The sequence below is a fragment of the Sulfitobacter sp. TBRI5 genome (assembly GCF_051013555.1).
Classification (GTDB): domain Bacteria; phylum Pseudomonadota; class Alphaproteobacteria; order Rhodobacterales; family Rhodobacteraceae; genus JL08.
This window is the reverse complement of record NZ_CP112884.1, coordinates 3739747-3765243: the sequence shown is the minus strand read 5'-3', so window position 1 is coordinate 3765243 and position 25497 is coordinate 3739747. Positions and strand designations below refer to the sequence as shown.

Annotated in this window: 24 protein-coding genes; 6 read left to right on the top strand and 18 right to left on the bottom strand. The window is 57.7% G+C overall.

The genetic code is table 11. From position 1 onward, the window contains the following. Nucleotides 1–7: 7 nt before the first annotated feature. A complete protein-coding gene (locus OLX72_RS18805) occupies nt 8–1603 on the bottom strand; it encodes a GMC family oxidoreductase (protein ID WP_114869706.1) in 1596 nt (531 codons plus the stop codon). Nucleotides 1604–1723: 120 nt separating this feature from the next. Between OLX72_RS18805 and OLX72_RS18800 the strand changes: the two genes are divergently transcribed. The 4 genes from OLX72_RS18800 to OLX72_RS18785 all read left to right on the top strand — a co-directional run bounded on the left by OLX72_RS18800 (nt 1724) and on the right by OLX72_RS18785 (nt 5897). Next, the gene (locus OLX72_RS18800) at nt 1724–2953 is read left to right on the top strand and encodes a TRAP transporter substrate-binding protein (protein WP_433989309.1); all 1230 of its coding nucleotides are present in this window, start codon (nt 1724–1726) and stop codon (nt 2951–2953) included. Nucleotides 2954–3080: 127 nt separating this feature from the next. Beyond that, nucleotides 3081–3749, top strand: coding sequence for a TRAP transporter small permease (locus OLX72_RS18795; RefSeq protein ID WP_114869708.1), 669 nt, complete (start codon nt 3081–3083; stop codon nt 3747–3749). Continuing rightward, a complete protein-coding gene (locus OLX72_RS18790; RefSeq protein ID WP_114869709.1) occupies nt 3749–5107 on the top strand; it encodes a TRAP transporter large permease in 1359 nt (452 codons plus the stop codon). The genes OLX72_RS18795 and OLX72_RS18790 overlap by 1 nt, the downstream gene beginning before the upstream one ends. 10 nt (nt 5108–5117) lie before the next feature. Further along, nucleotides 5118–5897, top strand: coding sequence for an IclR family transcriptional regulator (locus OLX72_RS18785; RefSeq protein ID WP_433989308.1), 780 nt, complete (start codon nt 5118–5120; stop codon nt 5895–5897). 10 nt (nt 5898–5907) lie between these two features. On the opposite strand, the gene OLX72_RS18780 is transcribed toward OLX72_RS18785, so the two are convergent. The 16 genes from OLX72_RS18780 to OLX72_RS18705 form a co-directional block, all read right to left on the bottom strand. Beyond that, entirely contained in the window at nt 5908–7422 is a 1515-nt protein-coding gene (locus tag OLX72_RS18780; protein ID WP_433989307.1) for an aldehyde dehydrogenase family protein, read from the bottom strand. Between the two features lie 29 nt (nt 7423–7451). After that, a complete protein-coding gene (locus OLX72_RS18775) occupies nt 7452–7796 on the bottom strand; it encodes a cupin domain-containing protein (protein ID WP_114869712.1) in 345 nt (114 codons plus the stop codon). Between the two features lie 11 nt (nt 7797–7807). After that, complete coding sequence (locus OLX72_RS18770; RefSeq protein WP_114869713.1) at nt 7808–8155, bottom strand: cupin domain-containing protein; 348 nt, start codon at nt 8153–8155, stop codon at nt 7808–7810. After that, complete coding sequence (locus OLX72_RS18765) at nt 8152–9438, bottom strand: nucleotide disphospho-sugar-binding domain-containing protein (protein ID WP_433989306.1); 1287 nt, start codon at nt 9436–9438, stop codon at nt 8152–8154. Before OLX72_RS18765 ends, OLX72_RS18770 begins: the two co-directional genes overlap by 4 nt. 34 nt (nt 9439–9472) lie before the next feature. Next, nucleotides 9473–10534, bottom strand: coding sequence for an ABC transporter ATP-binding protein (locus tag OLX72_RS18760; RefSeq protein WP_114869715.1), 1062 nt, complete (start codon nt 10532–10534; stop codon nt 9473–9475). Then, the gene (locus tag OLX72_RS18755) at nt 10531–11301 is read right to left on the bottom strand and encodes an ABC transporter permease (protein WP_205389170.1); all 771 of its coding nucleotides are present in this window, start codon (nt 11299–11301) and stop codon (nt 10531–10533) included. Before OLX72_RS18755 ends, OLX72_RS18760 begins: the two co-directional genes overlap by 4 nt. Further along, a complete protein-coding gene (locus OLX72_RS18750; RefSeq protein ID WP_114869717.1) occupies nt 11294–12154 on the bottom strand; it encodes an ABC transporter permease in 861 nt (286 codons plus the stop codon). Before OLX72_RS18750 ends, OLX72_RS18755 begins: the two co-directional genes overlap by 8 nt. Before the next feature lie 68 nt (nt 12155–12222). Next, nucleotides 12223–13284 carry a polyamine ABC transporter substrate-binding protein gene (locus OLX72_RS18745; RefSeq protein WP_433989305.1) on the bottom strand — a complete coding sequence of 354 codons (1062 nt, stop codon included), beginning with the start codon at nt 13282–13284 and terminating at the stop codon, nt 12223–12225. Nucleotides 13285–13446: 162 nt separating this feature from the next. Next, the gene (locus OLX72_RS18740) at nt 13447–14985 is read right to left on the bottom strand and encodes a sulfatase-like hydrolase/transferase (protein WP_114869719.1); all 1539 of its coding nucleotides are present in this window, start codon (nt 14983–14985) and stop codon (nt 13447–13449) included. 60 nt (nt 14986–15045) lie between these two features. Next, nucleotides 15046–16041 carry an ABC transporter ATP-binding protein gene (locus OLX72_RS18735; RefSeq protein WP_114869720.1) on the bottom strand — a complete coding sequence of 332 codons (996 nt, stop codon included), beginning with the start codon at nt 16039–16041 and terminating at the stop codon, nt 15046–15048. Further along, nucleotides 16041–17039, bottom strand: a complete 999-nt coding sequence (locus OLX72_RS18730) for an ABC transporter ATP-binding protein (protein WP_433989304.1) — start codon at nt 17037–17039, stop codon at nt 16041–16043. The genes OLX72_RS18735 and OLX72_RS18730 overlap by 1 nt, the downstream gene beginning before the upstream one ends. Beyond that, nucleotides 17027–17482: a GNAT family N-acetyltransferase gene (locus tag OLX72_RS18725; RefSeq protein WP_114869722.1), complete on the bottom strand. Its 456-nt coding sequence runs from the start codon at nt 17480–17482 to the stop codon at nt 17027–17029. The genes OLX72_RS18730 and OLX72_RS18725 overlap by 13 nt, the downstream gene beginning before the upstream one ends. After that, complete coding sequence (locus tag OLX72_RS18720) at nt 17479–18621, bottom strand: ABC transporter permease (RefSeq protein ID WP_114869723.1); 1143 nt, start codon at nt 18619–18621, stop codon at nt 17479–17481. The genes OLX72_RS18725 and OLX72_RS18720 overlap by 4 nt, the downstream gene beginning before the upstream one ends. Nucleotides 18622–18626: 5 nt before the next feature. Next, nucleotides 18627–19631 carry an ABC transporter permease gene (locus OLX72_RS18715; RefSeq protein WP_114869724.1) on the bottom strand — a complete coding sequence of 335 codons (1005 nt, stop codon included), beginning with the start codon at nt 19629–19631 and terminating at the stop codon, nt 18627–18629. Nucleotides 19632–19741: 110 nt separating this feature from the next. Then, nucleotides 19742–21781, bottom strand: a complete 2040-nt coding sequence (locus OLX72_RS18710; protein WP_433989303.1) for an ABC transporter substrate-binding protein — start codon at nt 21779–21781, stop codon at nt 19742–19744. 448 nt (nt 21782–22229) lie between these two features. Then, entirely contained in the window at nt 22230–23459 is a 1230-nt protein-coding gene (locus tag OLX72_RS18705) for a urate hydroxylase PuuD (protein WP_433989302.1), read from the bottom strand. Between the two features lie 106 nt (nt 23460–23565). Between OLX72_RS18705 and OLX72_RS18700 the strand changes: the two genes are divergently transcribed. Continuing rightward, a complete protein-coding gene (locus OLX72_RS18700; RefSeq protein WP_114869726.1) occupies nt 23566–24498 on the top strand; it encodes a LysR family transcriptional regulator in 933 nt (310 codons plus the stop codon). On the opposite strand, the gene uraH is transcribed toward OLX72_RS18700, so the two are convergent. After that, nucleotides 24483–24836, bottom strand: a complete 354-nt coding sequence (uraH, locus tag OLX72_RS18695; protein ID WP_114869727.1) for a hydroxyisourate hydrolase — start codon at nt 24834–24836, stop codon at nt 24483–24485. The two genes, OLX72_RS18700 and uraH, sit on opposite strands and share 16 nt — an antisense overlap. Nucleotides 24837–25005: 169 nt before the next feature. On the opposite strand from uraH, the gene OLX72_RS18690 reads away from it, so the two are divergent. After that, nucleotides 25006–25488, top strand: a complete 483-nt coding sequence (locus OLX72_RS18690) for an ureidoglycolate lyase (RefSeq protein WP_254684740.1) — start codon at nt 25006–25008, stop codon at nt 25486–25488. Nucleotides 25489–25497: the final 9 nt, after the last annotated feature.

Here is a 25497-nt window from a genome sequence, read left to right as displayed (position 1 = left end):
ACCCGGGTCAGGCGAGAGACTGCAGGATATCGCTGGCTTTTTCGCCGATCATGATCGCAGGGGCATTTGTGTTGCCCGACACGATTTCCGGCATGATCGCACAATCGGCCACCCGCAGCCCCTTTATGCCGTGCACCCGCAGCCTGTCGTCTACAACCGCATCCTTGCCGCTGCCCATCTTGCAGGTGCCGGTGGGGTGATAGATCGATGTCGAATTGCTGCGCGCCCAGTCCAGCGTGCCGTCATAATCGTCCATATCCAGCGCGGCATCGGGCCGGAACTCGTGCGAGATTTTCGAGGTTAACGGTGCGTGGCGCGCGATCTTTCGGGCGATATTCACACCGTTCACGATTGTCTGGCAATCTGTTTGCGTGGCCAGATAATTCGGGATGATTTTGGGATAGGTTACGGGGTCGGGACCATTCAGGCGGATTTCACCGCGGCTTTCGGGGCGCAACTGGCAGACCGACATGGTAAAGGCCGAAAACGGATGCACCCCTTCGCCGGGGCTGTCGGCAGACCACGGTTGCACATGGAACTGGATATCCGGTGTTTCCAGATCTTCGCGTGTCTTCAGGAAGCCTGTGGCGAGGCTGGCGGCCATCGTCATAGGGCCGGCCCTGAACAATGCATATTTCAGCGCGATCTTGGCCTGACTTACCAGACTGCGCACTTCGTCATTCAACGTGGGTTCGTTGCATTTGAACACAAGACGCGCCTGCAGGTGGTCTTGCAGGTTCCGCCCGACGCCGCCCAGATCGTGTTTCACCTCGACGCCGTTCTCTTTGAGGTGCACGGCAGGTCCGATGCCGGACAGCATGAGGATTTGTGGTGATCCGATGGAGCCCCCGGACAATATGACTTCGCGGTCCGCATTGACCGTCCGGATCTGGCCGGATGCATCACGATAGGTCACGCCGGTGGCTTTGCTCCCCTCCAGTTCCACGCGCTGCACCTGCGCCTTTGTAATGATCCGCAGGTTTTCACGCCCGCGCGCCGGGTTCAGATAGGCCACGGCCGCGCTGCAACGCCGCCCGTTACGGGTGGTCAGTTGGAAATATCCCACCCCTTCCTGTTCAGCGCCGTTGTAATCTGGATTGAACGGATATCCAGCCGCCTGCGCTGCCGCGACCCATGCATCACAGATCGGGCGCTGGATGCGCATGTTGGACACAGAAAGGGGGCCTTCATCACCGTGAAACGCATCGGCGCCGCGTTCGTTTTTTTCCGCACGTTTGAACAGGGGCAGCACATCGTCCCAGCCCCAGCCGGTATTTCCCATCTGGCGCCAGCGGTCATAATCCTGCGCCTGTCCACGTACGTAAAGCAGCCCGTTCAAAGAAGATGATCCGCCCAGAACCTTGCCGCGAGGCCAGTCGATCGAACGCCCGTTCAGCCCCGGATCGGGTTCGGTCCGGTAACACCAGTCAACGGACGGGTTGTGCATGGTCTTGAAATAGCCGACCGGAATGTGAATCCACGGGTTCAGATCGCGCCCGCCCGCTTCCAGCAGAATAACCTTGTTCCTGGGGTTCTCGCTCAGGCGGTTGGCCAGAACGCATCCGGCCGACCCAGCCCCGACAATGATGTAATCCGCCCTCAAGTCCGCCCCTCCGGTAAGTTTCGTAAAAAAACACTATGCAAAACGAAATAAACAATCTACCCTTTTTTGAAACTAATAGTCTCAATAATAGACAATCGGCACCATAAGGGAGGAACCAAAATGGGTGTAGGCAATAAACTGAGCCAGATTTCACGGCGTGATCTGTTCAAGCTGGCGGGGCAATACGGGATGAGCTCGACCGTGTTGGCAGCGGGTGCATTCGGTGGCGCGATGAGCATCGGCAGCCTGGCGCGCGCGGCAGAATCCACATACGAGCGGCGTTTTTCCAAGCCGGCAAAGTTCAATCTGAAATTCGGCGCGGCCGGGTTCAACGCACGTAACCTGTTGATTGAACGGGCAGGGGCGCTGGAATTTGCCCGCGATCTTGAGGCGCGCACTGACGGCGAAATTCGGATCGAGTTCATCGGCGACAACCAGATTTGCGGCCAGTTGTCCTGTGTTGAAAAGACCCAACTGGGCGTTGTCGACATCTATGCGGCCTCTACCCAGAACTCGGCCGGTGGCGCGCCTTATCTGAACGTGCTGGATTATGCCTATATGTTCCCCAGCCGTGCGGCGCAGTACCATTTCCTCTACAGCCCCGAATCGCAGCGTATTCTGCGCGACCCGCTGGAAGAACGGCACGGCCTGAAGTTCCTGTTCAGCCACGCGGAACTGCGCGGCATGCAAATGGGTCTGGGCTGGAAAGACAAGCCGATCACCAAACTGGAAGACCTGTTCGGTTCGAAAAACCGTGTGACCGGCACCCAGTTGGGCCGCATCGCGATGCAGGCGCTGAACCTGAACCCCGTGCCGGTCGCGTGGGAAGAAACCCTTGATGGCTTGCGTCAGGGCCTGATCGATGGCGCGGAAACATGGGCGTCGGCTGTTGCTTATGCCAACATGTCGCCGGTTGTGTCCAAATCGGTCGATCTCAAATTCTTCTGTGGCACCGAACATACATCGATGTCGGCCAAGGTGTTCAACAGCCTTGACGGATACCTGCAGGATGCGGTTCTTGAATCTTCTTACTGGGCGCAAACCCATGTTCAGGCCGCGAACGAGGCTGCACTGGTCAACACGGTAGGCTTCTCAAATCCGCAATTGCCGGGCACGATCTTCGTGGAAAACGATGTAGAGCCGATCTTCCTTCCGGACAGCGAAATCAAGATGGCCGAGGAGATGTGTTCGCCCGAATTCCAGCCGCAGCTGTGGGAACAGTGGCGCGAGCGTCTGAACGGCTGGGCCGGTGGCATCGATACCTATCAAGAGATTTACAACATTGCGCGTGAAATTCCGCTCGACATGAAGGCGGAAAACGTCGAACCGCGCCGGTGGTGGAAGGGCTGATCACCCGCTAAGGTTACTACACCGGCCCTGTGCAATCGGGGCCGGTGTCTGCACGTTATGCGCAACACCGGGCCGATACATCCTGCATCAAGACAGGGATTGGGCCTGACGGAGGAGGGGACAGATCATGTCGATATGGTCTGATGCGATGGGCATCGTAACAGCCGCGTTCAGCGGTGATTCATGGACACTCAGTTCGGCACTGAAAACCGAAGGCGCATGGATCGTCGGGACAATCTGCACCGTGATCGGCGGCTATCTGATGATGCGGCTTTACCGGGCCGTGCCGTTTTTCGATCGCCATCTGGAACGCAGCATCATGGTCTATTCCTATCTGCTGATCGCCGCGATCATCTTTGTCGAAGTGTTCCGGAGGTTCGTTCTAAGCCAACAGGCACCTTGGTCGACGACCCTGCCGCCGGTTTTGTTCCTGATCATGACGTGGTTCGGGTGTTCCTATAATATCCGCCTGCGCACCCATCTGGCCTTTAGCGAATTCCGCAGTGCCATGTCGCGCCCCATGCAGATGGTGTGCCTGTCGCTGGATGCGGTCTTGTGGATGGGCTTTTGTATTATCGTAGTCGTCACCTCGACCCGCGTCGCGGCCAATTCCGCTGCGAATTTCCAGATTTTGGCAGGCACCGACAATTTCATGCAGTGGTGGTATCTGGTGCTGGTTCCGGTGGCCTTTGTTCTGATGGCGGGGCGCGTTCTGGAAAACTGGACCGATGATCTTGCCAATTTCCGCAACGGCAATCCGCTGATCAATCAGGCCGTGATCGGAGGAGACACATAATGACCGACGGTACACTGATCACGCTGATTTCCTTGGGCGTCACCTTTCTGTTCATGCTGGGGGTGCCGGTTTTTCTGATCATCGCCTACTGGGTCGTGGGTACAACATTTGTGCTGGGCCAGACGATGGACAATATCGGCGCGGCCCTGTCGGATGTGTTTACCGACGGCTTTGCCCTGCTGGCGATGCCGCTGTTCATCCTGACTGGCGACCTGATCAACCAGTCGGGCATCGCCAAGCGATTATCCGATTTCGCCTATGCCTGTCTGGGCTGGCTGCGCGGCGGTCTGGCGATGGCGGCCATCGGCGCGTGCGGACTGTTTGCGGCCATTTCCGGTTCAAATTCAGCCACAACAGCCACCATCGGGTCCATGTTGCACCCCGAGATGGTCAAGGGCGGCTATGACGAACGGTTTTCCGCAGCCACCGCAGCGGCGGGCGGCACCGTGGGCATCATCATTCCGCCCTCGATCATCTTTATCGTCTATGGCTACCTGATGAACCTGTCGATTTCCGACCTGTTCATCGCCGGCATCATCCCGGGCGCTTTGATGGTTACTGCGATGATGATCGCCGCGTTTATCATCTGTACGCTGAACGGCTGGGGCCACCTGATCGGGCTAAGCGTCAGCCGCGTGGTCAAAACGGCGTTCGGCGCATGGCTGGGCTTTTTCGCCATCGGGCTGGTGCTTTGGGGCATTTACACGGGCAAGTTTTCCCCGACCGAAGCGGCAGGCGTGACGGTGGGGTTCTGTATCATTGTCGGTATGATCTGCTACCCGATCAACAAGATGATGAAGAACGATGCCAACACCCCGGTCGAGGAAAAAGGCTTTTCCGACATGTTGGTTGTTGAAGGCTTTACGCTGACGCAGGTGCCTTCCATCGTTGTCCGGTCGGCCCAGATCACCGGCATTCTGGCCCCGCTGATCGGGGTGTCGGTGGTGATGCAGCAAAACCTGTCGCTGCTGGGTGCGCAGCAGGTCATCGGCGCGTTTGTGACCGGCATGGGCGGCTATTACGCGGTCTTGTTCACATCCATGGCGATCGTGTTCGTGTCGGGGATGATCCTTGAATCCCTGCCTGTCACCATCATTCTGGCCCCGATCCTGGCCCCGATTGCGGCCTCGGTCGGCATTGATCCGATCCATTTCTCGGTGATCTTCCTTGTTGGCGCGTCTATCGGGTTTATTACGCCGCCTTACGGGCTGAACCTTTATGTCGCCTCGGGTGTGACGGGTGTTCCCTATTTCCGGCTTTTGAAATACACGGTGCCCTATCTGATCGCATTGATCGGCACCTGGTTCATCGTGGCGTTGACGCCGCAGCTTGCGTTGATGCTGGTGCCCGAAATCTAAAGGACGGCCCATGCCAGACGACACCTCGGACACGACAGGGAACATCCCGACAAATCTGCGGGTGCTGTTGCTGCTGGAAGAGGTTGCGAAATCCGGCGTGCCAATCACCCCGACCGAGGTGAACACAAGGATCGGCCTGCCCAAACCGACGGTGCACCGCCTGTTCGCCACGATGGAGCGCGAAGGCTTTCTGCAACGCGATATCGATGGAAAATCCTACAGTCCGGGGCCGCGTCTGCGCCGCTTTTCGATCAACGTGCTGTCGTCCTTGCGGATCAGAACGGCGCGGGTGACCGTGTTGACGGCACTGGCCGAGGAAATCGGCGAAACCTGCAATATCACAACGCCGGATCGTGATTGCATGATCTATCTGGATCGGGTGGAAACCAAATGGCCGCTGCGCATCCAGCTGCCGGTGGGCACGACCGTGCCGTTCCATTGCACGGCCAGCGGCAAGATGTACCTGTCCACCCTGCGCCCGTCACATCTGCGCACCTATATTCGGTCGGCCAAGCTGACCGCGCAAACCGAAAAAACCCTGACAGACCCCGATGATCTGGCGGCCGAGATCAAACGGGTGCAGGAACGGGGCTATTCCACCGATAACGAAGAATTCATGGACGCCATGGTGGCCATCGCAGTGCCGATCAGCGATCCCAGTGGACGGATGCTGGCGACACTGGCGGTGCACGCCCCGACCCACCGGATCAGTCTGGAAGGCCTGCAAGCACATTTGCCACTGATCACGAAAACCGCGCAAACACTGATGACCCTGATCGCCGAGGAATAGGCGGCGTGCCCTAGCTGTGGCTGCGCCCCTTGTCGCCGGTGGGCGAATAGAACCAGTCATCGGGGTAGGGATACCACCAGTCCGCCTCGCGCGCGCGGGGGTCGATCACCACCATTTTGGGCTGACGGAACGCATCCAGACCCTGCGCGCCCAACGCCCGCCCAAGGCCCGAATTCTTCATGCCGCCAAAAGGAAGCGCATCATTGTCGACCAGCGGATTGTTGACCCAGACCATTCCGGCCTTCAATTCATTCACACCGCGAAACGCCTCGTCCAGATCGGATGTGAAGATACAGGCCCCAAGGCCATAATCGGACGCATTGGCGCGCCGTAACGCTTCGTCAAAATCAGCGACACGGATGATTGACACAACGGGGCCGAACACCTCTTCGTGCAAAAGGGTCATGTCATCATTCATTTCTGTCAGGATCGTCGGTTCGAAGAACCAGCCCTTGTCCATATTCGGCGGGATGTGTCCGCCCAGTGCCACTTTGGCACCCTTGCGGACAGCGTCAGACACCAGCGCAATTACCTTGTCGCGGGCCGGTTTGGATACCAAGGGCCCGATTTCTGCCACATCAAGCCCGTTGCCGATACGCAATTGCTGTGCCCGTTTTACCAGAGCCGCAACAAACTGGTCATGCACATCTTCCACCACATAGACCCGCTCGGTCGAGGTGCAGACCTGCCCCGATTGCAGAAACGCCGCCGTGACAACGCCTGCGGCGGCGACGTCGATATCGGCATTGGACGATATGATGCACGGATCGCTGCCGCCCGCCTCGATCACGGCCGGTTTCATCTGTTGCGCGGCGGCGACGGCGACGGCGCGCCCTGTGGACACGGACCCCGTAAAGGCGACGGCGTGGGTCAGTTTGCTGTCGATCAGGTGTTTTCCAACGGCCCCGTCACCGGGCAGGCAGGCAATCAGATCGTCGGGCAAGGCGCTGAAATACTGCATGAATTCCATGGTGCACAGCGTACCGGCAGGCGATGCTTTCAGCACCACGCCATTGCCCGCAGCAAGCGATGCCGCAATCGTCCAGCAGCCCAGGATCAGCGGGAAATTGTAGGGTACGATATGAACCGACACGCCATAGGGTTCATAGGTTTGATACTGGAACGAACCCGGCTGCATCGGTCCTGCGATCTTGCCCGCGTCATGGCGCGCCAGTTCCGCGTAATAGCGGAATACGGCCGGAATATTGGCAATCTCGCCAATGGATTCAGGATAGGGTTTGCCGGTTTCCAGCGTCATCAGACGGGCAACCTGCGTCATGTCCGAATGTTCGATGGCATCCGCAATCCGGTGCAGCACTTTGGCGCGCGATTTGCAATCAGTCGCGGCCCAACCCGCCTGTGCGGCATTGACCCGCGTCAATATCCTGTCGATCAGGGCGCCGTCCGGCGCGCCGTAAACGCCAACCTTGTCTAGCGTGGCCGGATTGATCAGGCTGACGGTTTTCCTTGACAGCGCCACATGCACCGGATTGATGAAATAGCTGGCAATGGATGGATCGAACATGATGTCCCTTCTGTTGAACGCCCGCGCGCCTAGCGGATCATATACACCTTTTTGACAGTCTCGTGCACGGTGCAGACGCCTTTCCAGTCCTGCGGGAAAAACGCGGCCGTATCCGGTTTGATTTCAATTACTTCGCCGCTTTCATGCACATAGGTACAGCGCCCTTCCAGAAAATGGCAGAATTCGTCACGGGTGACGTGACATTCCCACTTTCCGGGGGTGCAGACCCACAGGCCGCATTCCGATTGGCCGTCAGGGCCCTTGTGCAGCAATTTGCCCGAGGTGTGTGAATGGCCCTGGATCATGGTGGGGATTTCGCCCCAATCGGCCAGGTCGGTCTGGGCCAGCGGATCGTGCATAACAGGGGTGGTCATGATGTGTCTTTCTAAAACAGGATGTAGATATTGCGCATGGTGTCATGCACTGTGCAGGTGCCTGTCCAGCCGGCGGGAAACAGGACAACGGTGCCCGGCGTGATCTTGATCACCTCACCATCGTCTTTGGTATAGGTCGCGCGACCCGCCACGAAATGGCACAACTCGTCCCGCGGGATCGACAAGGCCCACGTGCCCGGCGTGCAGACCCATATGCCGGTTTCGGGGCGATTGTCCGGCCCCTTATGCACCAGTCTTCCGCTGGAATGGGACGCGCCCTCGATTGCGTCGGGCTGCGCCCCCCAATCCACCAGATCGGTCCGGCTTGAGGCATCGTAAAGATGTGGCGCGCTGCTCATGCCCCGGCTTTCAGGATACTATCAAGGATGCCCGCCGCCTTGGTCGGGCCATGCTGGGATTGCATCTGCGCCGATGTGGCGGCCAGTTTGGATTTAAGAGCTTCATCACTCACGCAAGTCTCCAGCGCTGCGGCCAGTTGTTCGTCGGTCCAGTCATAGCGGTGAAAGCCGAAGCCGTGGCCGGTTTCCTGCACCCGCGTGGCGTTGTCATGGCCGTCCCAGACATAGGGCATGATGATCGCAGGCTTGCCGAAATACAGGCATTCGGTAAACGAATTGTTGCCGCCATGATGGATCACCGCATCAACCTGCGGAATGACAGACGGTTGGGGATACCAGCTTTGGATGTGCACATTGTCGGGAATGTCGCTGTATTCATCCATGTAATCGCCGACATTCACCAGCGCGCGATAGGGAAGGGCGCTGATTGTCTTGATGATCCGTTTCAGAAGATCCGTATCGCCCGCCCCCAGCGAGCCAAAGGAAACATACAAAAGCGGCTTGTCGTTATTGGCCTTGAAGCTTGGCACGTCATAGGCTTCTTCATCGCGCACGCAGCCCTCAAGATACTGGAACTGCGCCGGATCCAGCGGATTTTCGCGTTCGAACTTGGCCGCTTCGGGGTAAAGCAGCAGGTTCATCGTGGGCGAGGCTTCGAAAAACTCTCCGATGGGATAAGCATCTTCACCGTTCTCGGCCAGAAAGGCGTTGTAATCATCGTGGATCGGTTTGATCACGGCGTTGAATTTTGCCTCGTAGGCCTTGTGACAGGCGGTGTCGTTTTGCCCGCATCCCGACAGGTGCGGCGGTACTTTGGGGTCTGGAATTTCGTTTTCAGAACAGGAAATGATGCGCACCCACGGCACTCCGAATTGCTTGATCGCAGGAAACATGATCACGTTATCCACACAGATCATGTCAGGCTTGATCTTTGCCAACACACCGGGCAAATCCTTCTGCGCCCACTTGGCACTGTCGACAATTGCCTCCCAGCAGTCGCGCACATAGTTGTCGATCTGGTCAATCGGGCTTTTGCGGAAATTGGGGATATGGCCGTTGATGAAGTCTTCCCAGAATTTTGCCATCGCTTCGGGTTCCATCGGTTCGGACAGCGCGACGGGATGCGCCTCGAACCCGTAGCCCGCGTAGACCTCGACAAAGCCCGGATCGCTCAGGAACACGGCCTTGTGGCCCAGTTTTTCGCAGGCCTGCGCAATGCCAACGGAATTCAGCGCCGGACCAAAGGCGGCCTCGGGGAAAAATGCGATTGTTTTCTGTGCCATGTGGTGTCTCCCTTAGTGTGTGGCTTGCTTCGCGTCAGGCGGGGGCCAGAACGCGCGAATGTGCTGCGTCCCAGACGCAGTAAACCTGTTTGCCCGTCGCAATGGAAGCGGGATCAAACTGCCCCGCCTGCATCCGCGCGATGATCACGTGTTTTCCGTCGCAGACCCGGACATGCACCGCCAGATCAGAGCCGTGATAGGCGGTATCGAACACGGTGCCGGACACCGTATTGCGCCCGTCCTGCGGATCGCTGTCCATCAGCATCACCCGTTCGGGGCGCACCGCAACCGAGGCCGCGCCGATCACATCGCTTGCCCCGCGGATCAGGCCTGCGCTCGGCACCTCAACACCTTCGGGCGACGCTATTCCGTCCAGAAAATTCATCACCCCGATGAACCCGGCGACAAAATGTGAATTGGGGTGTTCGTAAAGGTCCTGTGGCGTACCGACCTGAGCCAGCCTGCCGGCATTCAGAACCGCCACACGATCAGCCATCACCAATGCCTCTTCCTGATCGTGGGTGACGATCAGAAACGTGATGCCCACCTCTGCCTGCAGACGTTTCAGTTCAAGCTGCATCTCCTCGCGCAGCTTTTTATCAAGCGCTGACAAAGGCTCGTCCAGCAGCAACACCTTGGGCCGTTTGACCAGTGCGCGCGCCAGCGCCACCCGTTGGCGTTGCCCGCCCGACAGCTGGTCGGGGCGGCGGTTGGCAAAGGCGCCCAGTTGCGCGCTGTTCAGCACGTCGGCCACGCGGGTTGCAATTTCTGCCCGCGGCAGATGTTCCATTTCCAGCCCGTAAGCGATGTTTTTTTCTACGCTCATATGCGGGAACAGCGCATAGGATTGAAACATCAGATTCAGCGGACGGTTGCGGGCAGGGGTGTCGGTCACATCGTTTCCCGCCACGATAACGCGACCGGACTGGGGCGTTTCAAACCCCGCCAATGTGCGCAGCAATGTGGTCTTGCCACAGCCAGATGGCCCCAGAAGCGCGAAAAATTCGTTGTCTTTGATATCCAGCGACACATCGTCGATGGCGGTGACGCTGCCATAGCGTTTGGTGATGTTTTCGATGCGGATCGAATGGGTCATCTGGTGAATACCTCGCGGTCGGCCCGCTGGGCGAAAAACACCAATGCAAACGATACGAACATCACGATTGTGGCCATGGCGTTGATCTCGGGTGTGACGCCAAAGCGGATCATGGCGTAAATCTGCATCGGCAGCGTGGTTGATGACGTGCCCGGACCGGCGGTAAAAAACGCGATGATGAATTCATCGATCGAAAGGGTAAAAGAAAGTAATGCCCCCGCAATGACCCCCGGCAGGATCGCGGGCAGCAACACTCGGCGAAATGTTGTGAATTCGCTGGCCCCCAGATCGGCGCTGGCCTCAAGGATCGAATGATCGAAATTCCGCATCCGCGTGCGCACCACAGCCACCACAAAGGCAATGTTGAACACCACGTGGCTTAGAATGATGGAATGCAGGCCCAGCGTGACAGACAGCGCCGAATAGAACGACAACAGCGCAATCGCCAATACGATATCGGGGATGATCATCGGCGCGAACAGGATCGCATCCAGCGCGGCGGATTGCCTGCGAGTTTCCACACCCACCGCCAGCAACGTCCCGATGATCGTGGCCAGCACGGTCGACACCACGGCGACGATCAACGTGTTGCGCGCCGCCGACAGGATCGCCTTGGATTCCAGTAGTTTACCATACCATTCAAAGGAAAATCCGGTCCAGACCGTGGGCAGCCCCGCGCGGTTAAAGCTAAGCACCATCAGCACCAGAATGGGAATGTAGAGGAACGCATAGAACAGCCCCAGATGCAGTTTCAGACCGTTACCCATCCTTGCGCCCCGCATCGCCTGATGCGCGGTTTGCCAGTACCGCCTGGGTGAACAAAAGCGCCATCATCACCGCAATCAGGAACAGCGACAGCGCTGCGCCAAAGGGCCAGTCGCGTGCACTTAGAAACTGATCATAGATCAGGTTGCCCACCATTTGCAGCCGCCCGCCCCCCAGCAGATCGGGGGTGATGAAATTGCCGATCGACAATACGAAAACGAACACGCCGCCCGCTGCCACGCCGGGAATGGTCTGAGGCAGGATCACCCGGCGAAAGGTTGTCCAGCCCGTTGCCCCCAGATCCTGCGAGGCTTCGATGGTTTCGCGATTGATCCGGTTCAGCGATGCGTAGATCGCCAGCACGACAAACGGGGTGTAGTTATAGACCAGCCCGACCACGATGGCGAAACTGTTGTAAAGCAGGGGCAGCGGGTCATCGATTACGCCGATCCCGATCAGCGAATTGTTGATCAGGCCTTCGCGGTTCAGCATCACGATCCACGCGTAGGTGCGGATCAGATAGTTTGACCAGAATGGCAGAATGACAAGGATCAGCAACACGGTCTGCCACTGGCGCGGCGCGCGGGTGATGGCATAGGCCGCCGGATAGGCGATCAGGATCGCAATCAGTGTGGTCAGCCCGGCAATCTTCGCCGATTGCAGGAAAATCCCCATATAAAGCGGATCGAACGCGCGGCTGAAATTTTCAAAGGTAAAGACATAATCAATGCCGCCGTACACGCCCCGTTCAAAGAACGCATAGGTAAAGATCAATCCGCACGGGATCACCATCAGCAGCGCCAGCCAGCCCAGCCCCGGGCCAAGCAGGATCGCGGATTTCAGGCGAGAGTTCATTGCGGTCTGTCTGGCATGTCAGCGCAGGGATACGCGGCGCAGGGGCCGCGTATCCGCCAATGCGATCCCTATTGCGCCGCCATGATTTCGGTCACGGTGCGCGCGAACGCCTTTTGCCCGTCGCCCAGATCGCGCAACTGTTCGTATTTCAGCATGTCGGCAGGGGCCATGGCCATATTTGGAAAGGTTTCCGCCAGCGAAGGATCAAGCGCATCCATCGCCGCCTTGTTGGGCACCTTGTAAAGGATGTTGCTGGCCACCCATGTGCCGACATCCTCGCTCAGAATGTAATTTACGAACGCATGCGCCGCGTCTTTGTTTTCGGACGCTTCGGTGACAACGATGGAATCCACCCAAAGGTCTGATCCTTCGGATGGGATCACGTATTTGATATCTGGGTTTTCGGCGATGCCGTAGTTGCACCAGCCGTCCCATGCCTGCACCATCGTGGCTTCGCCCGACACCAGCTTGGCATAGAATGTCGCGTCGTCATAAGCCAGCAGATCGCCCTTGGTCGCGACCAGCATGTCCTTGGCCGCGGCCAGGGTTTCATCTGATGTGTCGTTCAGCGATTTGCCCATTGCCAGCGCCGCCGCGCCCATCAGCCAGCGGTCGGTCGACAGCATGGTGATCTTGCCCTTCAGATCGTCACCGGGTTGCAGCAGGTCCGTCCAGGATGTCGGTGCATCCATCATGTCGCTGCGGTAACACAGGCCCGTCGTGCCCCACGCATAAGGCATCGAAAACGTATTGCCCGGATCATGTGCCAGTTCGTTCGCTTCGGGATAAAGGTTTGTGACATTCGGGATTTTGCCATGATCCAGTGTTGCCGCAAGGCCCAGATTGTGCAGCGCCTCGGCAAAGGGCGAGGATACGAACAGCACGTCATATCCCTTGCCGCCACCGGCAACCACTTTGCCCATGATTTCTTCGTTGGTGCCGTGCACCGACAATTCCGCCTCGATCCCGGTTGCGGCGGTAAAGTTTTCCAGCAGATCGGGCGGCATGTAACCATCCCAATTCGAAATCACGATTTTTTCGGCCAGTGCCGGTGTTGAAAAGGCCAGTGTGGCGCAGGCCAGAACCGTGGTGGCGCGCAGTGTTTTCGATGTGAAATAAGATTGATTCATTTGTTATCTCCCTGATCGGCCCGGGAAAATCACAGCAGCATCCGGGCTCCTGAAATCAGGCTACGGGCAGAGACAAAGCCGACACAACAAAAAATTTGTGTCTGCGCTCAAAATCAAGAGGTAAATGCAAGAATCGTCATGGTTTGACGGATCGGGATGCCTTTATGCGCAGCTTTCGCGCGTCCCCGTCACGGGGCCATCGGCGGTGATCATGATATTGGACAATGTACTGTCGGCATGGGCCATGCGGTGGTTCAGCAGGCGTTGGGTCATCTCCAGCAGGATCGGGGCGGCATCTGCATCGGCGGCAATGTTGGTCCACTCACCATCGCCCGCCCGGTCAAACAGCAACGGGGGCAAACCCGCGTTGAAATGCACCAGTGTGTATCGCGGCCCCCGCAGGATCGCCAGATTGCAAAGGTGCGCGGGCAGGTTCAGTTGGCGTTGCCACAGTGTCGGGCTGACGGGATCACCGAAATCAAGCTCGGAATAGGAATGGGTGCGCCAGTCTTCGGGCGAATCGCCTTGCACGAAGGGTTGCAGCGCCCTGCCGTTCATGGACGATGGCACATCCTGCCCGATCCAGCGCAGAATGGTGGGCGCAATATCCACCGCTTCGGTCAATTCGGAAACGCGGCGGCCGAACCCCGCAGGCGCATCCGGATCGCGGATAATCAACGGCGTGTGATAGGCCGCATCATAGCATGACATTTTACCCCAGGCCTGCCGGTCGCCCAGCATTTCGCCGTGATCGGCGCTGATCACGATCAGGGTATCGTCATACTGGCCGCTGTCCTTCAGCGCCTTCAGAATGCGCCCGATATGGGCATCCACTTCGGTGGCAAGACCCAGATAAAGCGCGCGCAGCGTCCGGATCGTCAGATCATCTTCGGGCAGATCAGCAAATCCCGACACCGTGTTCTTCGCCTGATAATTGTCCACTGCGGGGCCGAAAAACGGATGTATCGCGGCCTCATCCCCGCGCGAGAGGCGTTTGGGCATCGGCACGCCGGCGGGATCGTACATCCGGTTATAGGGGGCAGGGGCCACCAGCGGCGGATGCGGGCGAATATAGGTGATGTGGCTGAACCACGGCGCATCGCCGCGCACCGCCAGATCGCGCAGAAACGCATTTGTCAGAAACGCCGTGTCGCTGTCTTCGGCGCTGTAGAACGCCGGATCGTCGATGCGCGGTTCGGCCCCCTTGGCAGCGACTGGCTTGTAGAAATCCGCGTAATCGGGACAGTCATAACCCTTGGCCACCAGATCAGCGCGCCAGGGAAAGGATTCCTCAAGCCGCATTTCAACCGCTTCGTGAAATCCGTTCATCGGCATTTCATAGGTTGTCAGCGCGGGATCGCCCGCAGGGTAGGCGCGCGGATCCTGTGCGGTATCAGTATAGCCGAACAGCATCGGCATATAGCCTTTTTTGCGGGCCTCGGTGGCGATGTTGGGCGCATCATGGCGCAGTGGCGTGCCGTTGCGGATGCTGCGGTGGTTCATCGCATATTGCCCGGTCAGCAAAGAGGCCCGCGACGGGCCGCAGGGATTGGTGACGGAATAGTGCCGCGTGAAGGTAACGGCGTCCTCCATCAGTGCGCGCAGGTTTGGCATGTCCACATGCGCAGCCAGATCGCCGAACACCGTATCGGCGCGCAACTGGTCGATTGTGATGAACAACACATTGCGTCTGCGTGACATGGCGCGCTCCTGTCTGCCGGTGGCGGCACCTAATCCTGATTTGAAGCACTGTTCAACAGGCTATTGCGCCAGTTCCTTCCAGCGGTGACAGGCTACATTGTGCTCGACACCGGCACTTTCCAAAGCCGGTTCCTTGATGCGGCAGATATCAACCGCAAAAGGGCATCGTGTCTGGAACTTGCATCCCGGCGGCGGGTTGGTGGGCGAGGGGATTTCGCCTTCCAGTTTCTGCGCCTTGCCGCGATCATCGGGGTCCAGCGAAGGGATCGCGGACAGCAGTGCCTGAGTGTAGGGATGGCGCGGGGTTGAAAACAACGTGCGTGTCGGTGCGGTTTCCACCAGCCGGCCCAGATACATCACAGCCACATGATCGCAGACATGGGCAACCACGCTCAGGTCGTGGCTGATGAACAGGAAGGTCAGTCCCATATCTTGCTGAATGGCCTTCAAAAGGTTCAGCACGTCAGCCTGAATGGACACATCAAGGGCCGCAACGCTTTCATCGGCCACGATGAATTTCGGGCCGGATACCAGCGCGCGCGCAATTGAAATGCGTTGTCGCTGCCCGCCCGAAAACGCGTGCGGAAACCGCCGCAGGTGTTCAAGGTTCAACCGGCATTTGGCGGCAATCTCTCGCACGCGCGCGTCGGTTTCTTCGCGCGTCTTTGTCAGCCCCATCACCTCAAGCGGTTCGGCGATGATGTCGCGCACAGTCATGCGCGGGCTTAGCGCGGCGTAGGGATCCTGAAAAATCAACTGCGCCCTTTTGCGATAATCCTTAAGCTCCCTGGCCCCCAGGGATTTCAGCGAATATTTGACTTCGCCGTCGTCAAAGTGAACATCCCCCTGGCTGATCGGCGCCGCCTTGAGCATGGCACGCCCCAGCGTTGTCTTGCCGGAGCCGCTTTCCCCGACCAGACCGAAAAAACTGCCCGGTGCGACATCGATCGTTACGTTTTCAACCGCGCGTACAAACGGTTTTGGCCCGATCAATCCGCCGCGCAAAGGGTAATGAACCGACAGGCCCTGCGCCGAAATAAGAGGCTTCTGGCTCATTAGGCACCGCCTTTGGGATCATTCAGATGGCATGCCACCCGGTGGTCGGTGTCGACCTGCGTAAACTCGGGTACCTCGCGCGCACAGCACGGCCCCAGAAGTTCCTGACAGCGGGTGTTGTATACACAGCCCGACGGCCGTTCCAGCGGCGAGGGGATATCCCCCGGTATCGGCGTCAGCGGCGCGTCGATATCATCCAGCGTTGGCAGCGCGGCCAGCAACCCGCGCGTATACGGGTGCGCCGGTTTGCGGATCACATCGCGCACCGTGCCTTTTTCAACCAGCCGGCCCAGATACATCACCGCAACCGTATCCGCGGTTTGTGCGATCACGCCCAGATCATGGGTGATGAAAATGATGCCCATGCCGAATTCTGACACCAGATCTTTCATCAGGTCGATCACCTGCGCCTGAATGGTCACATCCAGCGCGGTTGTCGGCTCGTCCGCGATCAGCAACTTGGGTTTGGTTGACAGAGCCATCGCGATCATTGCGCGCTGTCGCATCCCCCCCGACAGTTCAAACGCATATTGCTTGAACCGCGTCCCCGCGTCGGAAATTCCGACCCTGTCCAGCATCTCGATCGACAATTCCTTGGCCTGCGCCTTGGAAAAATTCGTATGAATCTGCAATTGCTCGACCATCTGATCTCCGATCGAGATCGCAGGCGCAAAGCTGGCCATCGGTTCCTGAAAAATCAGCGATATCGCCCCGCCGCGCACGATTTTCATGTCGCGGTCCGTGTGCAGCGACATCACGTCGACAGGGCCGTCGTCCAGATGCAGGGCAATCTTGGTCTGTTCGCCGTAAACGGCATTGCGCGGGTTCAGCTTCATCAGCGATTTCGCAGTCACGGATTTTCCCGATCCGCTTTCGCCGACCAGACCCATCACTTCGCCCGCTTCCAGACTGAAGGACACATTGTCGACGGCGGTTATGCGGCCTTCGTCGGTGTCAAATTTCAGGGTCAGGTTTTCAACATCGATCAAGCGGCCCATGAGATGACCTTTCGAAAGATGACCTTGTCTTCTCCGTTGGCGTAATAGTCGCGCACACGTCCCTCTTCTTCGTAGTTTTCTTTTTGATATAGCTTTCGCGCTGCCAGTTGCTCGGGCAGTTGCGTGGTTTCAATGATGATCATTCTGGCATCCAGCGACGTTTCCATTTCACGCAACAATCGGGTGGCGACGCCGTTTCCGCGCGCGTTTTCCGAGACTGCGATAGCCAGGATGTTCCAGACACCGTCCGCCATTTCTTCGGGGCGCGCAAATGCAAAGCCGTCGATTTGCCCCGTGTCTTCTGACAGCAACCAGTGATCCGGTGCTCCGTTGAACGCCGGTGCGATCATGTCGGGCAGGTAATCTGCAGGAAACAGATCGGAAGCCTCGGCGATTTCGCCAATCCGGTCCATATCATTCTGTGTAACCTTGCGGATCGTCATTTCTTTGTCTCTCCGTACGGATCGGCCGCATCGCGTAATCCGTCGCCGACAAACACAAAGGCCATGACAAGGATGATGAAAAAGATCACTGGAATGAAGTACCACTGATAGTTCAGCAGAACATCGGCGCTGGTGACGTTTTGCAGCATCACGCCCAGCGAATTGACAGGGTCTTTCAATCCCAGCCCGATAAAGCTGAGCGCGGTTTCAGACAGCACCATATAGGGAAATGAAATCACCAGATCGACGATGATATAACTGGTAAAACTGGGCAACAGATGCTTGCGGATCACATGGCCCGACGATGCGCCACATAGCTGTGCAGCCAGAACATATTCCTGATTGCGCTCGGTCAGCAAATGGGTGCGCACACGGCGGGCAAGCGTCGGCCAGCCGATAAAGCCCAGAATGATCGAAATGAAGAAAAACCTTTCTTCCGCGCTCCACGTGTCCGGAATAAAGGCGGCCAGCGCCATGAACAGAGGTATGGCCGGTATCGTTCGCACCGCATCCGTGACCATTTGTATGAAACTGTCGATCCAGCCGCCGTAATATCCTGATATGCCCCCGATGATCAGGGCCAGCACAAAGGCGATGAACACCCCGATTGTGCCCACAGCCAAGGATGTGTTGATAGCGTGAAAGGTGCGGGAAAAAATATCCTTGCCGGTCGAATCCGTGCCGAACAGGTGCACATACCCTTGGTCCACACCGAACAGGCGCGTCTGGAATGTCATCCCGAACAGTTGGTAGGGCGTGCCTTCGGTAAAGAACTGCAAATAGCGCCGCTTGTCCGTGTTCACCTTGTCGACCCAGCGGAAATTCGTCTGGATCGATCGTTCCCGTTCGTAAGTGTAGACAAAGGGGCGCCAAGAACAGCCGTTGTCATCGCAGAATTGCGGAATTTGCGGTGCGCCGTTCAGGTAATCCTTGTCGCGCCCCGCGATTGTCGGGTCGTAGGGGGTCAGGAACGGGGCGAACAGGCCCGACAGGATCAGAAAGACCAGCACCCAGGCACCCACCATTGCCGATTTCTGCTTTTTGAACCGCGTCCAGATCAACTGCCCCTGAGAGGCCGTGAAATAGGCATCCTTGGCGCTTTGGTCGACGGCTGTATCGGGAAAATTGGTATCGGTCATATCATTTACCCCAGAATGCTGTGACGGATGCGCGGATCAACCAGGGCCAGAACGATGTCCGTGATAAAGTTGATGGCGACGATCGTGCCGGTCAGGAAAAAGATGATTGCCCCGGCAAGCTGCTGATCGTTCGACCGGGCCAGTGCCTCGATCAGCAGGGATCCGGCCTCGGTCAGGGTCAGGATCAGGGCGACAATCGGCAGTTCGTTGAAAATCCGGTTCAGATCGAACCCCAGCGAATTGATGATCGGGCTAAGCGCGTGACGCGCCGGATAGCGCATCAGCAGATGGCGCCCCGATACACCGCGTGCGGCGGCTGCGGTGACGTAAAGCTTGCTGATTTCATCCGACATCAACGCGCGCACGGTCTGGATCGCAAAGGCCGTTGCCGACCAGCCCAGAATGAAAACCGGCAGCCAGACATGGCCCATGAAATCCTTGATCTTGTCCCAGTTCCACGGCGCATCGCGGTATTCCGGTGAAAACAGCCCCGTCAGACTGTCGCCGAACATCACCGTGGAAAACAGCATGATCATCAGCGCCAGCAGAAAGTTGGGCAGCGCCAGTCCAAGATAGCTGACCAGACGCAGGCCGTTGTTCAGGAAAGGGTTGCGCGACGTGGCGGCGATGATGCCAACCGGAACGGCAATGGCATAGGCCAGAAACAGCGATCCAAGGCAGATGCCAACGCTCAGCCAGACCTTCTGGCCCAGCAACTGGTTGATATCCAGCCGCAAGATGCAACTGTCGCCAAATTCGCCCCGAAAGGCGTTGAACAACCAGCTAAGCCAACGCTCCATGAACGGGCGGTCAAGCCCCAGTCGGGCGCGTTCGGCCTCGATATCGGCGATGGAAATCTGCGCGCCCTGAGAGTTCTTGAAAGCCAGATAGCGTTCGGCGCAATCACCGGGCACCAGTTCCATCAGGAAGAACACGATGAACGAAACAAGGCAGAGTGTGAAAATAGCGAGCGCGGCGCGGATCGTCGCAAACCGTAGAAATTGGACCATAAGTGTTTTCACGCCCCCGCAGAATGAAACGACCCGTTATCGGGTTCGGTTTTTATCGTGCGGGCCGCAATAGCGGCCCGCACAGGTGTCAAAAATGTCTTTCGACAGGCTTATTCAGTCAGGAACCACTGCGACGGACGGTAGGGGTACGTCCGGTAATAGGCATAAGATGCGGTCTTGAACGGCGTGGTATTCTTCAACGATGACGAAAAGTAGATCGGCTTCTGTTCTTTCACCGTGCCGATGAACAGCAGGTTGCCGGTCATGTTCTCGACCAGTTTCAGGCCCAAAGCGTCTGATTCAGGTGTGCCCACCGGGGTGGCCTGAAACGCTTTGATGTCTTCCATCATCTCGTACACATACTCTGGCGGTTTCACACCGGCAGTGCCTTCGGATTGCACGTATTCGCCCCACAACATGGCTGTGCGCATGTTGAAATAGTTGTCAAACGGGGGAATGAAGATTTCCGCGTTGCCCAGAACGACAGCCAGCGGCACGCTTTTCTCGTACATCGTGACATCCAGCTGGTTCGAGGACTGCGCCGAACGGTATTCGTCGGTTGTGACCTCTTTCACGGTGTTGTCGATGCCAACATCGCGCCAGTTCTGACCAACCAGTTCGACGATCTTGATCGACATGCCCTGGGTGGCAACCTGAAGGTTCAGTGTCAGCTTGTCGCCATTGGGCAGTTCGCGCATGCCGTCACCATCGGTATCGACCATGCCAACCTCGTCCAGCAGCGAATTCGCCATATCGGGATCGAACTGCGCATAGTGCTGTTCCCACTCTGCCGGAACAAAGCTGGGTGTCGGCGAAAACCCGATATACTGCTGGGGTTCGCCAAGGCCGAACATCGCGACTTCGTTGATTTCGTCGCGGTTCATGGCGACAGACATCGCCTGACGGAACCGCAGATCACCAAACACCTTGCGCTTTTCAAGATCGTCGGACGTGACGTTGAACGCAAAGGTCGGCATCGTGATATCCGGTTTCAGATCGACGACAAAACCGCCCTTTTCCTGATTTTCCAGCAGCAGAGGCACATAGTCGATTTGCAGGGCCTGCGCCTTGTAATCAACTTCGCCGTTGACCAGCTTCAAAAGACGCACTTCGCTTTCGCCAACAAAGATCTCGTCCATCTCGTTGATATAGGGAAGCTGGTTACCGGCCGTATCGACCATATAGAAATACGGGTTGGCAACGAACTGGCGGCCTTCGGTGGTTTCCGAAATCACGATGTGGCTTTCCAGTGTAGGCGCCGCATCAAGGGGCAGGTTGGCAACCTTGTCAGGGTGCGACAGCATCGGTGTCGGTGTGTCCATCCAGTCGGAACTGCCGTAATAGGCCTTGACCACGTCATAGCCGCTTTCGAAACCGGCCGCCTGTGCCAAAGCATCGGCGTCAGGGTTGATCGCGGGGTGGAACTGGCCGAGAAAATGCTTGGGCTGAAAACCTTGGGCATAATGGTTGGCAAAGTGCGCCAGAAAGCCGGGTTTTGGCGACGGCATGTTAAAGCGCACGGTTTGCGCATCAATGACATCAACCGTCATCGGTTCGCCACCGGCCAGCACATAGTCTTTCGGGCTTTCGATCACATTCGGATCAAGCGCCAGATTCTCGTACCAGAATTCAACGTCTTCCGCGCCAAAGGGTTGTCCGTCGGACCATTTGTGGCCTTCGCGCAGAACAAAGGTCAGCTGCGTGAAATCGTCGTTCCATGACCAGCTTTTTGCAACGTTGGGCACAATTGTCGTAAGATCATCGGCATAGCGCACAAGGTTTACGTGGCGGACCGACATAAAGTCGGATGTGCCGGCTTCGGTCGCGTTGGACAGGGCGTTGAACATCCCGCCATAGTTGCCGATCATCTCATAAGGTGCGACAACCAGCGGTTCCGAGGGCAGGCGGTCTGCCAGCGCGGGCACCTCCGGATTGCCGCGAATACGGCTGTTCAAGGCCGCGATATCGGGGTTTTCGGAAAACTCCATCGTGCAGTCTGCAAGGCTTTGAATTTCGGCCAGTTCGTATTGCTGGGGGTACGCGCCCGCAGCAACACCCATCGGGTCCGCAACGGTAACAGCCGGGCAGGCCGCCATCGCTGCGCCCGAAAAGGCAAACAGCGCCGCACTGGACAGTAATAATCTCTTCATCGGTGTCTTCTCCTTGTTGGTTTTCTTTTCGCTGTCCCGCCAGGACAGCCCGGGCATTTTCGCCCTTATTGTCATGAAAAAATGCTGCTTCGATGTGTTGCGCTTAAAGGGAGTTTCCAAAATTTTTGTGACGCAGGCTAATGATGTCCCATTTCCGTCAGGCTGAACGTTTTGGTCAACGCTAAATGTGAGTCTCTTCATGTCGTGCAGTATCCCCCAAGGCACCTTGGAACAGTTTGCCCGAAAATACATCAACTTTCTGTAAGACTTGTGCAGTTTGCGATAAAAGCTTTGGGCTTGGGCTGGCATTTGTCATCGCAAGGCTTTCCGGTTCAGCGCAGGGCATCAGGGATCAAGCGTCGGGCAATCGCCGGCATGTGTAAAATCGCTAAATGATATTGTTTGATAGGTTTTGCTTATGGGTTGGGCTGCGTCGCACGATCCTGTCTCAGGATTTGCCCGCGCGATACCATGCGATGATCTTGCGGCGGTCATCGGGGGGCAGATCGGTAATGTTGGCAGGCGGCATGGCGTGGCTGACACCGGCCTGCAAATAGATATCGCGCGCATGTTTGGTAATGTCGGATGTGGTTTCCAGAAACACACCTTTGGGCGCCCAGTGCATGCCTTCCCACACCGGTTCGCGCGCATGGCACATGGAACAGCGCCCCAGCACGATATCTTGCGCTTCTTCAAACCCTGCGGCATCGGCAAACCGGGCTTCATGCGGCGTCAGCGCGCGCGCCTCGGCGTCTTCATAACTGTCATGGCCGGGCATGGTGGACAGCCACGCGATCAGAATGAACAACAGCACCGTCACTGCCCATGTCCAGTGCGGGCCTTTGCCGGTGGCGTGCATGGTGTTGAAATAGTGCCGGATGGTCACCCCGGTCAGAAAGATGATGCTGGCAATCAGCCAACTGTACTGGGTTCCGAAGGCCAGCGGATAGTGGTTGGACAGCATCAGAAAAATCACCGGCAGTGTCAGGTAATTGTTATGGGTCGACCGAAGTTTTGCGATCTTGCCGTATTTCGGGTCGGGCGTGCGTCCCGCCTTGAGATCGGCAACCACAACGCGCTGGTTGGGCATGATGATCAAAAACACGTTCGCCGTCATGATTGTGGCGGTGAACGCCCCCAGATGCAGAAGTGCGGCGCGCCCCGTGAATATCTGGTTATAACCCCACGACATGATCACCAGCAGCACAAACAACAGTAGCATCAGTGCCGTCGGGCGTTCGCCCAGGCCGGATTTGCAAAGAAAGTCGTAAACGATCCAGCCGATTGTCAGGGAAGCGGCCGAAATCAGGATGGCCTGCCACACCGCCAGATCGGCCTTGTTCGCGTCAATCAGATAGAGTTCGGCGCCGACCCAGTAGACGATCATCAACAAGGCTGCCCCTGACAGCCATGTGGCATAGCTTTCCCATTTGAACCAGATCAGGTGGTCGGGCATCTGGTCGGGGGCAACCAGATATTTCTGGATGTGGTAAAACCCGCCGCCATGGACCTGCCATTCCTCGCCATGCGCACCCTTGGGCAGATGCGGGGATTTGCGCAGGCCCAGATCAAGCGCCACAAAATAGAAAGACGATCCGATCCAAGCAATAGCAGTGATCACGTGCAGCCAGCGCACGGCAAAGCCCAGCCAGTCCCAGATGATTGCCAGATCGTACATGCCTTGCCCTCCGCTTTGGTCCGGCACACCCTAGCCAGACGCGCGTTTATTCTGTATTCCCATATATTGCCAAGCTGTATCAAAAATAAACGAACAATAACGATCAATGTCGTATCTTGATAACATCCGCACCTTCGTGCGCGTCTATGAACTGGGCAGTATGTCTGCGGCGGGGCGCGATCTGCGTATTTCACCTGCGGTCACGTCCTCGCGTATTTCCCAACTGGAAGAGCACCTGAGCGTGCGTCTGTTCCAGCGTACAACCCGCAGCTTGACACCTACGGCGCAGGGGCAGGCGTTTTACGGCGGGGCTTGCGCCGTGCTCGAGGCAGTGGAAACCGCAGAGGCGTTGGTGATGGACATGACGGACAACCCCAAGGGGCTGTTGCACGTGGCCGCGCCGCTGGGGGTCGGGCGGCGGTTGATCGCGCCGCATGTGCCGGAATTTGCGAATGAATATCCGATGGTCGACGTGCGCTTGCGCCTGACCGACCGCAAGGTGGATATTACGGCCGAAGGGCTGGACGTGGCGTTTTTTCTGGGCCAGCCCGAAGACAGCAATCTGCGCATTCGCCCGATTGCGGATTGCCAGAGGGTGCTGTGTGCCGCGCCCGACTATATCGCACGCCGCGGCAACCCGGCCAATGGCAGCGCCCTGATCGAGGGCAAGCACGAATGTCTGAACCTGCGCTTTCCCGGCGCGACCGAATTCCAGTGGCGGCTGATCACAAAGGACGGGCCGCGCAAATTCGCGGTCAGTGGCCGGCTGGAATCCGATGATGGCGATGTGCTGACAGATTGGGCGCTGGACGGGCAGGGGATCGCCATGAAACCGGTGTTCGAAGTGGCGGAACACCTGAAGGCCGGGCGTTTGGTACCCGTGGCGCAAGACACGCCGCCGGTGCCGATCCAGATGGCGTGCCTTTACACGCACCGCCGCCATCAGGACCCCAAAACGCGCCTGTTCATGGAATTCATGACAGATCGTGTGCGCGTGGCCGTACGCGCATCAGAAGCGGTGTTTCAACTGCCCCGGTAAGTGGAATAGCCGAATGGCGACAACAGCAACGGCACATGGTAATGCGCCGCCTTTGACATGCCAAAGCGCAGCGGGATCACGTCCAGAAACCGCGGTTCTTCCGATGGGGTGCCAGTGCCGTCCAGATAGCTGCCGGCATAGAACCGCAATTCGTAGATGCCGGCTGAAAATTCGCCCGCAGGCAGAATATGTTCGTTTGTCCGCCCGTCGGCATTGGTGCGTAAGGTACGCAGATGCGTCGCGCGTTCATTATCGATCCGGTAAAGTTCGATTGTCATGCCTTCGGCCGGGCATCCGCGCGCGGTATCCAGAACATGGGTTGTCAAATATCCGGTCATAGCCTGCCCTTTCGATATGTCGCCATCACTCTGCCAATCCGTACGCCAAAAGGCAAAGCCGCGATTGAATTACAGTGTTTCGTGTTTTTTTTGATAAAGATTCTGATTATTTTGAAATATGGTAGGGTGCAGTGAAGCGCAAGAATTCCAACCGCAGGGCCAGACCGCAGTGACATCCTCTATACGCATCCAGCCGCTGAATGCCGAAAGGTTCGCCCCCTTTGGCGATGTGCTGGAATGTGAGGGCGCGCCGGACAAATTGATCAATCAGGGCCGGTGCGGGCGGTATCACGACCGCGCAAAACTTGATTTCGGGGATGGGCGCGCGGGCATCAGCATGTTTCGCGCACAGATCCGCGCGCTGCCCTACACATTGGACATGGTCGAACGTCACCCCGATGGCAGTCAGGCGTTTATTCCGCTGGGGACCGATCCGTTTCTGGTGATCGTCGCGCCTGATCAGGGCGGCGTTCCGGCGACACCGCTGGCGTTTCTCACGGCTGCGGGGCAGGGCATCAACCTGCACCGCAACATATGGCACGGCGTGCTGACACCCCTTGCGGGCAATGGCATTTTTGCCGTGATCGACCGGATCGGGGCCGGCGCGAATTTGCAGGAGTACTGGTTCGAAACCCCATACACCGTTGACTAAAAACAAGTG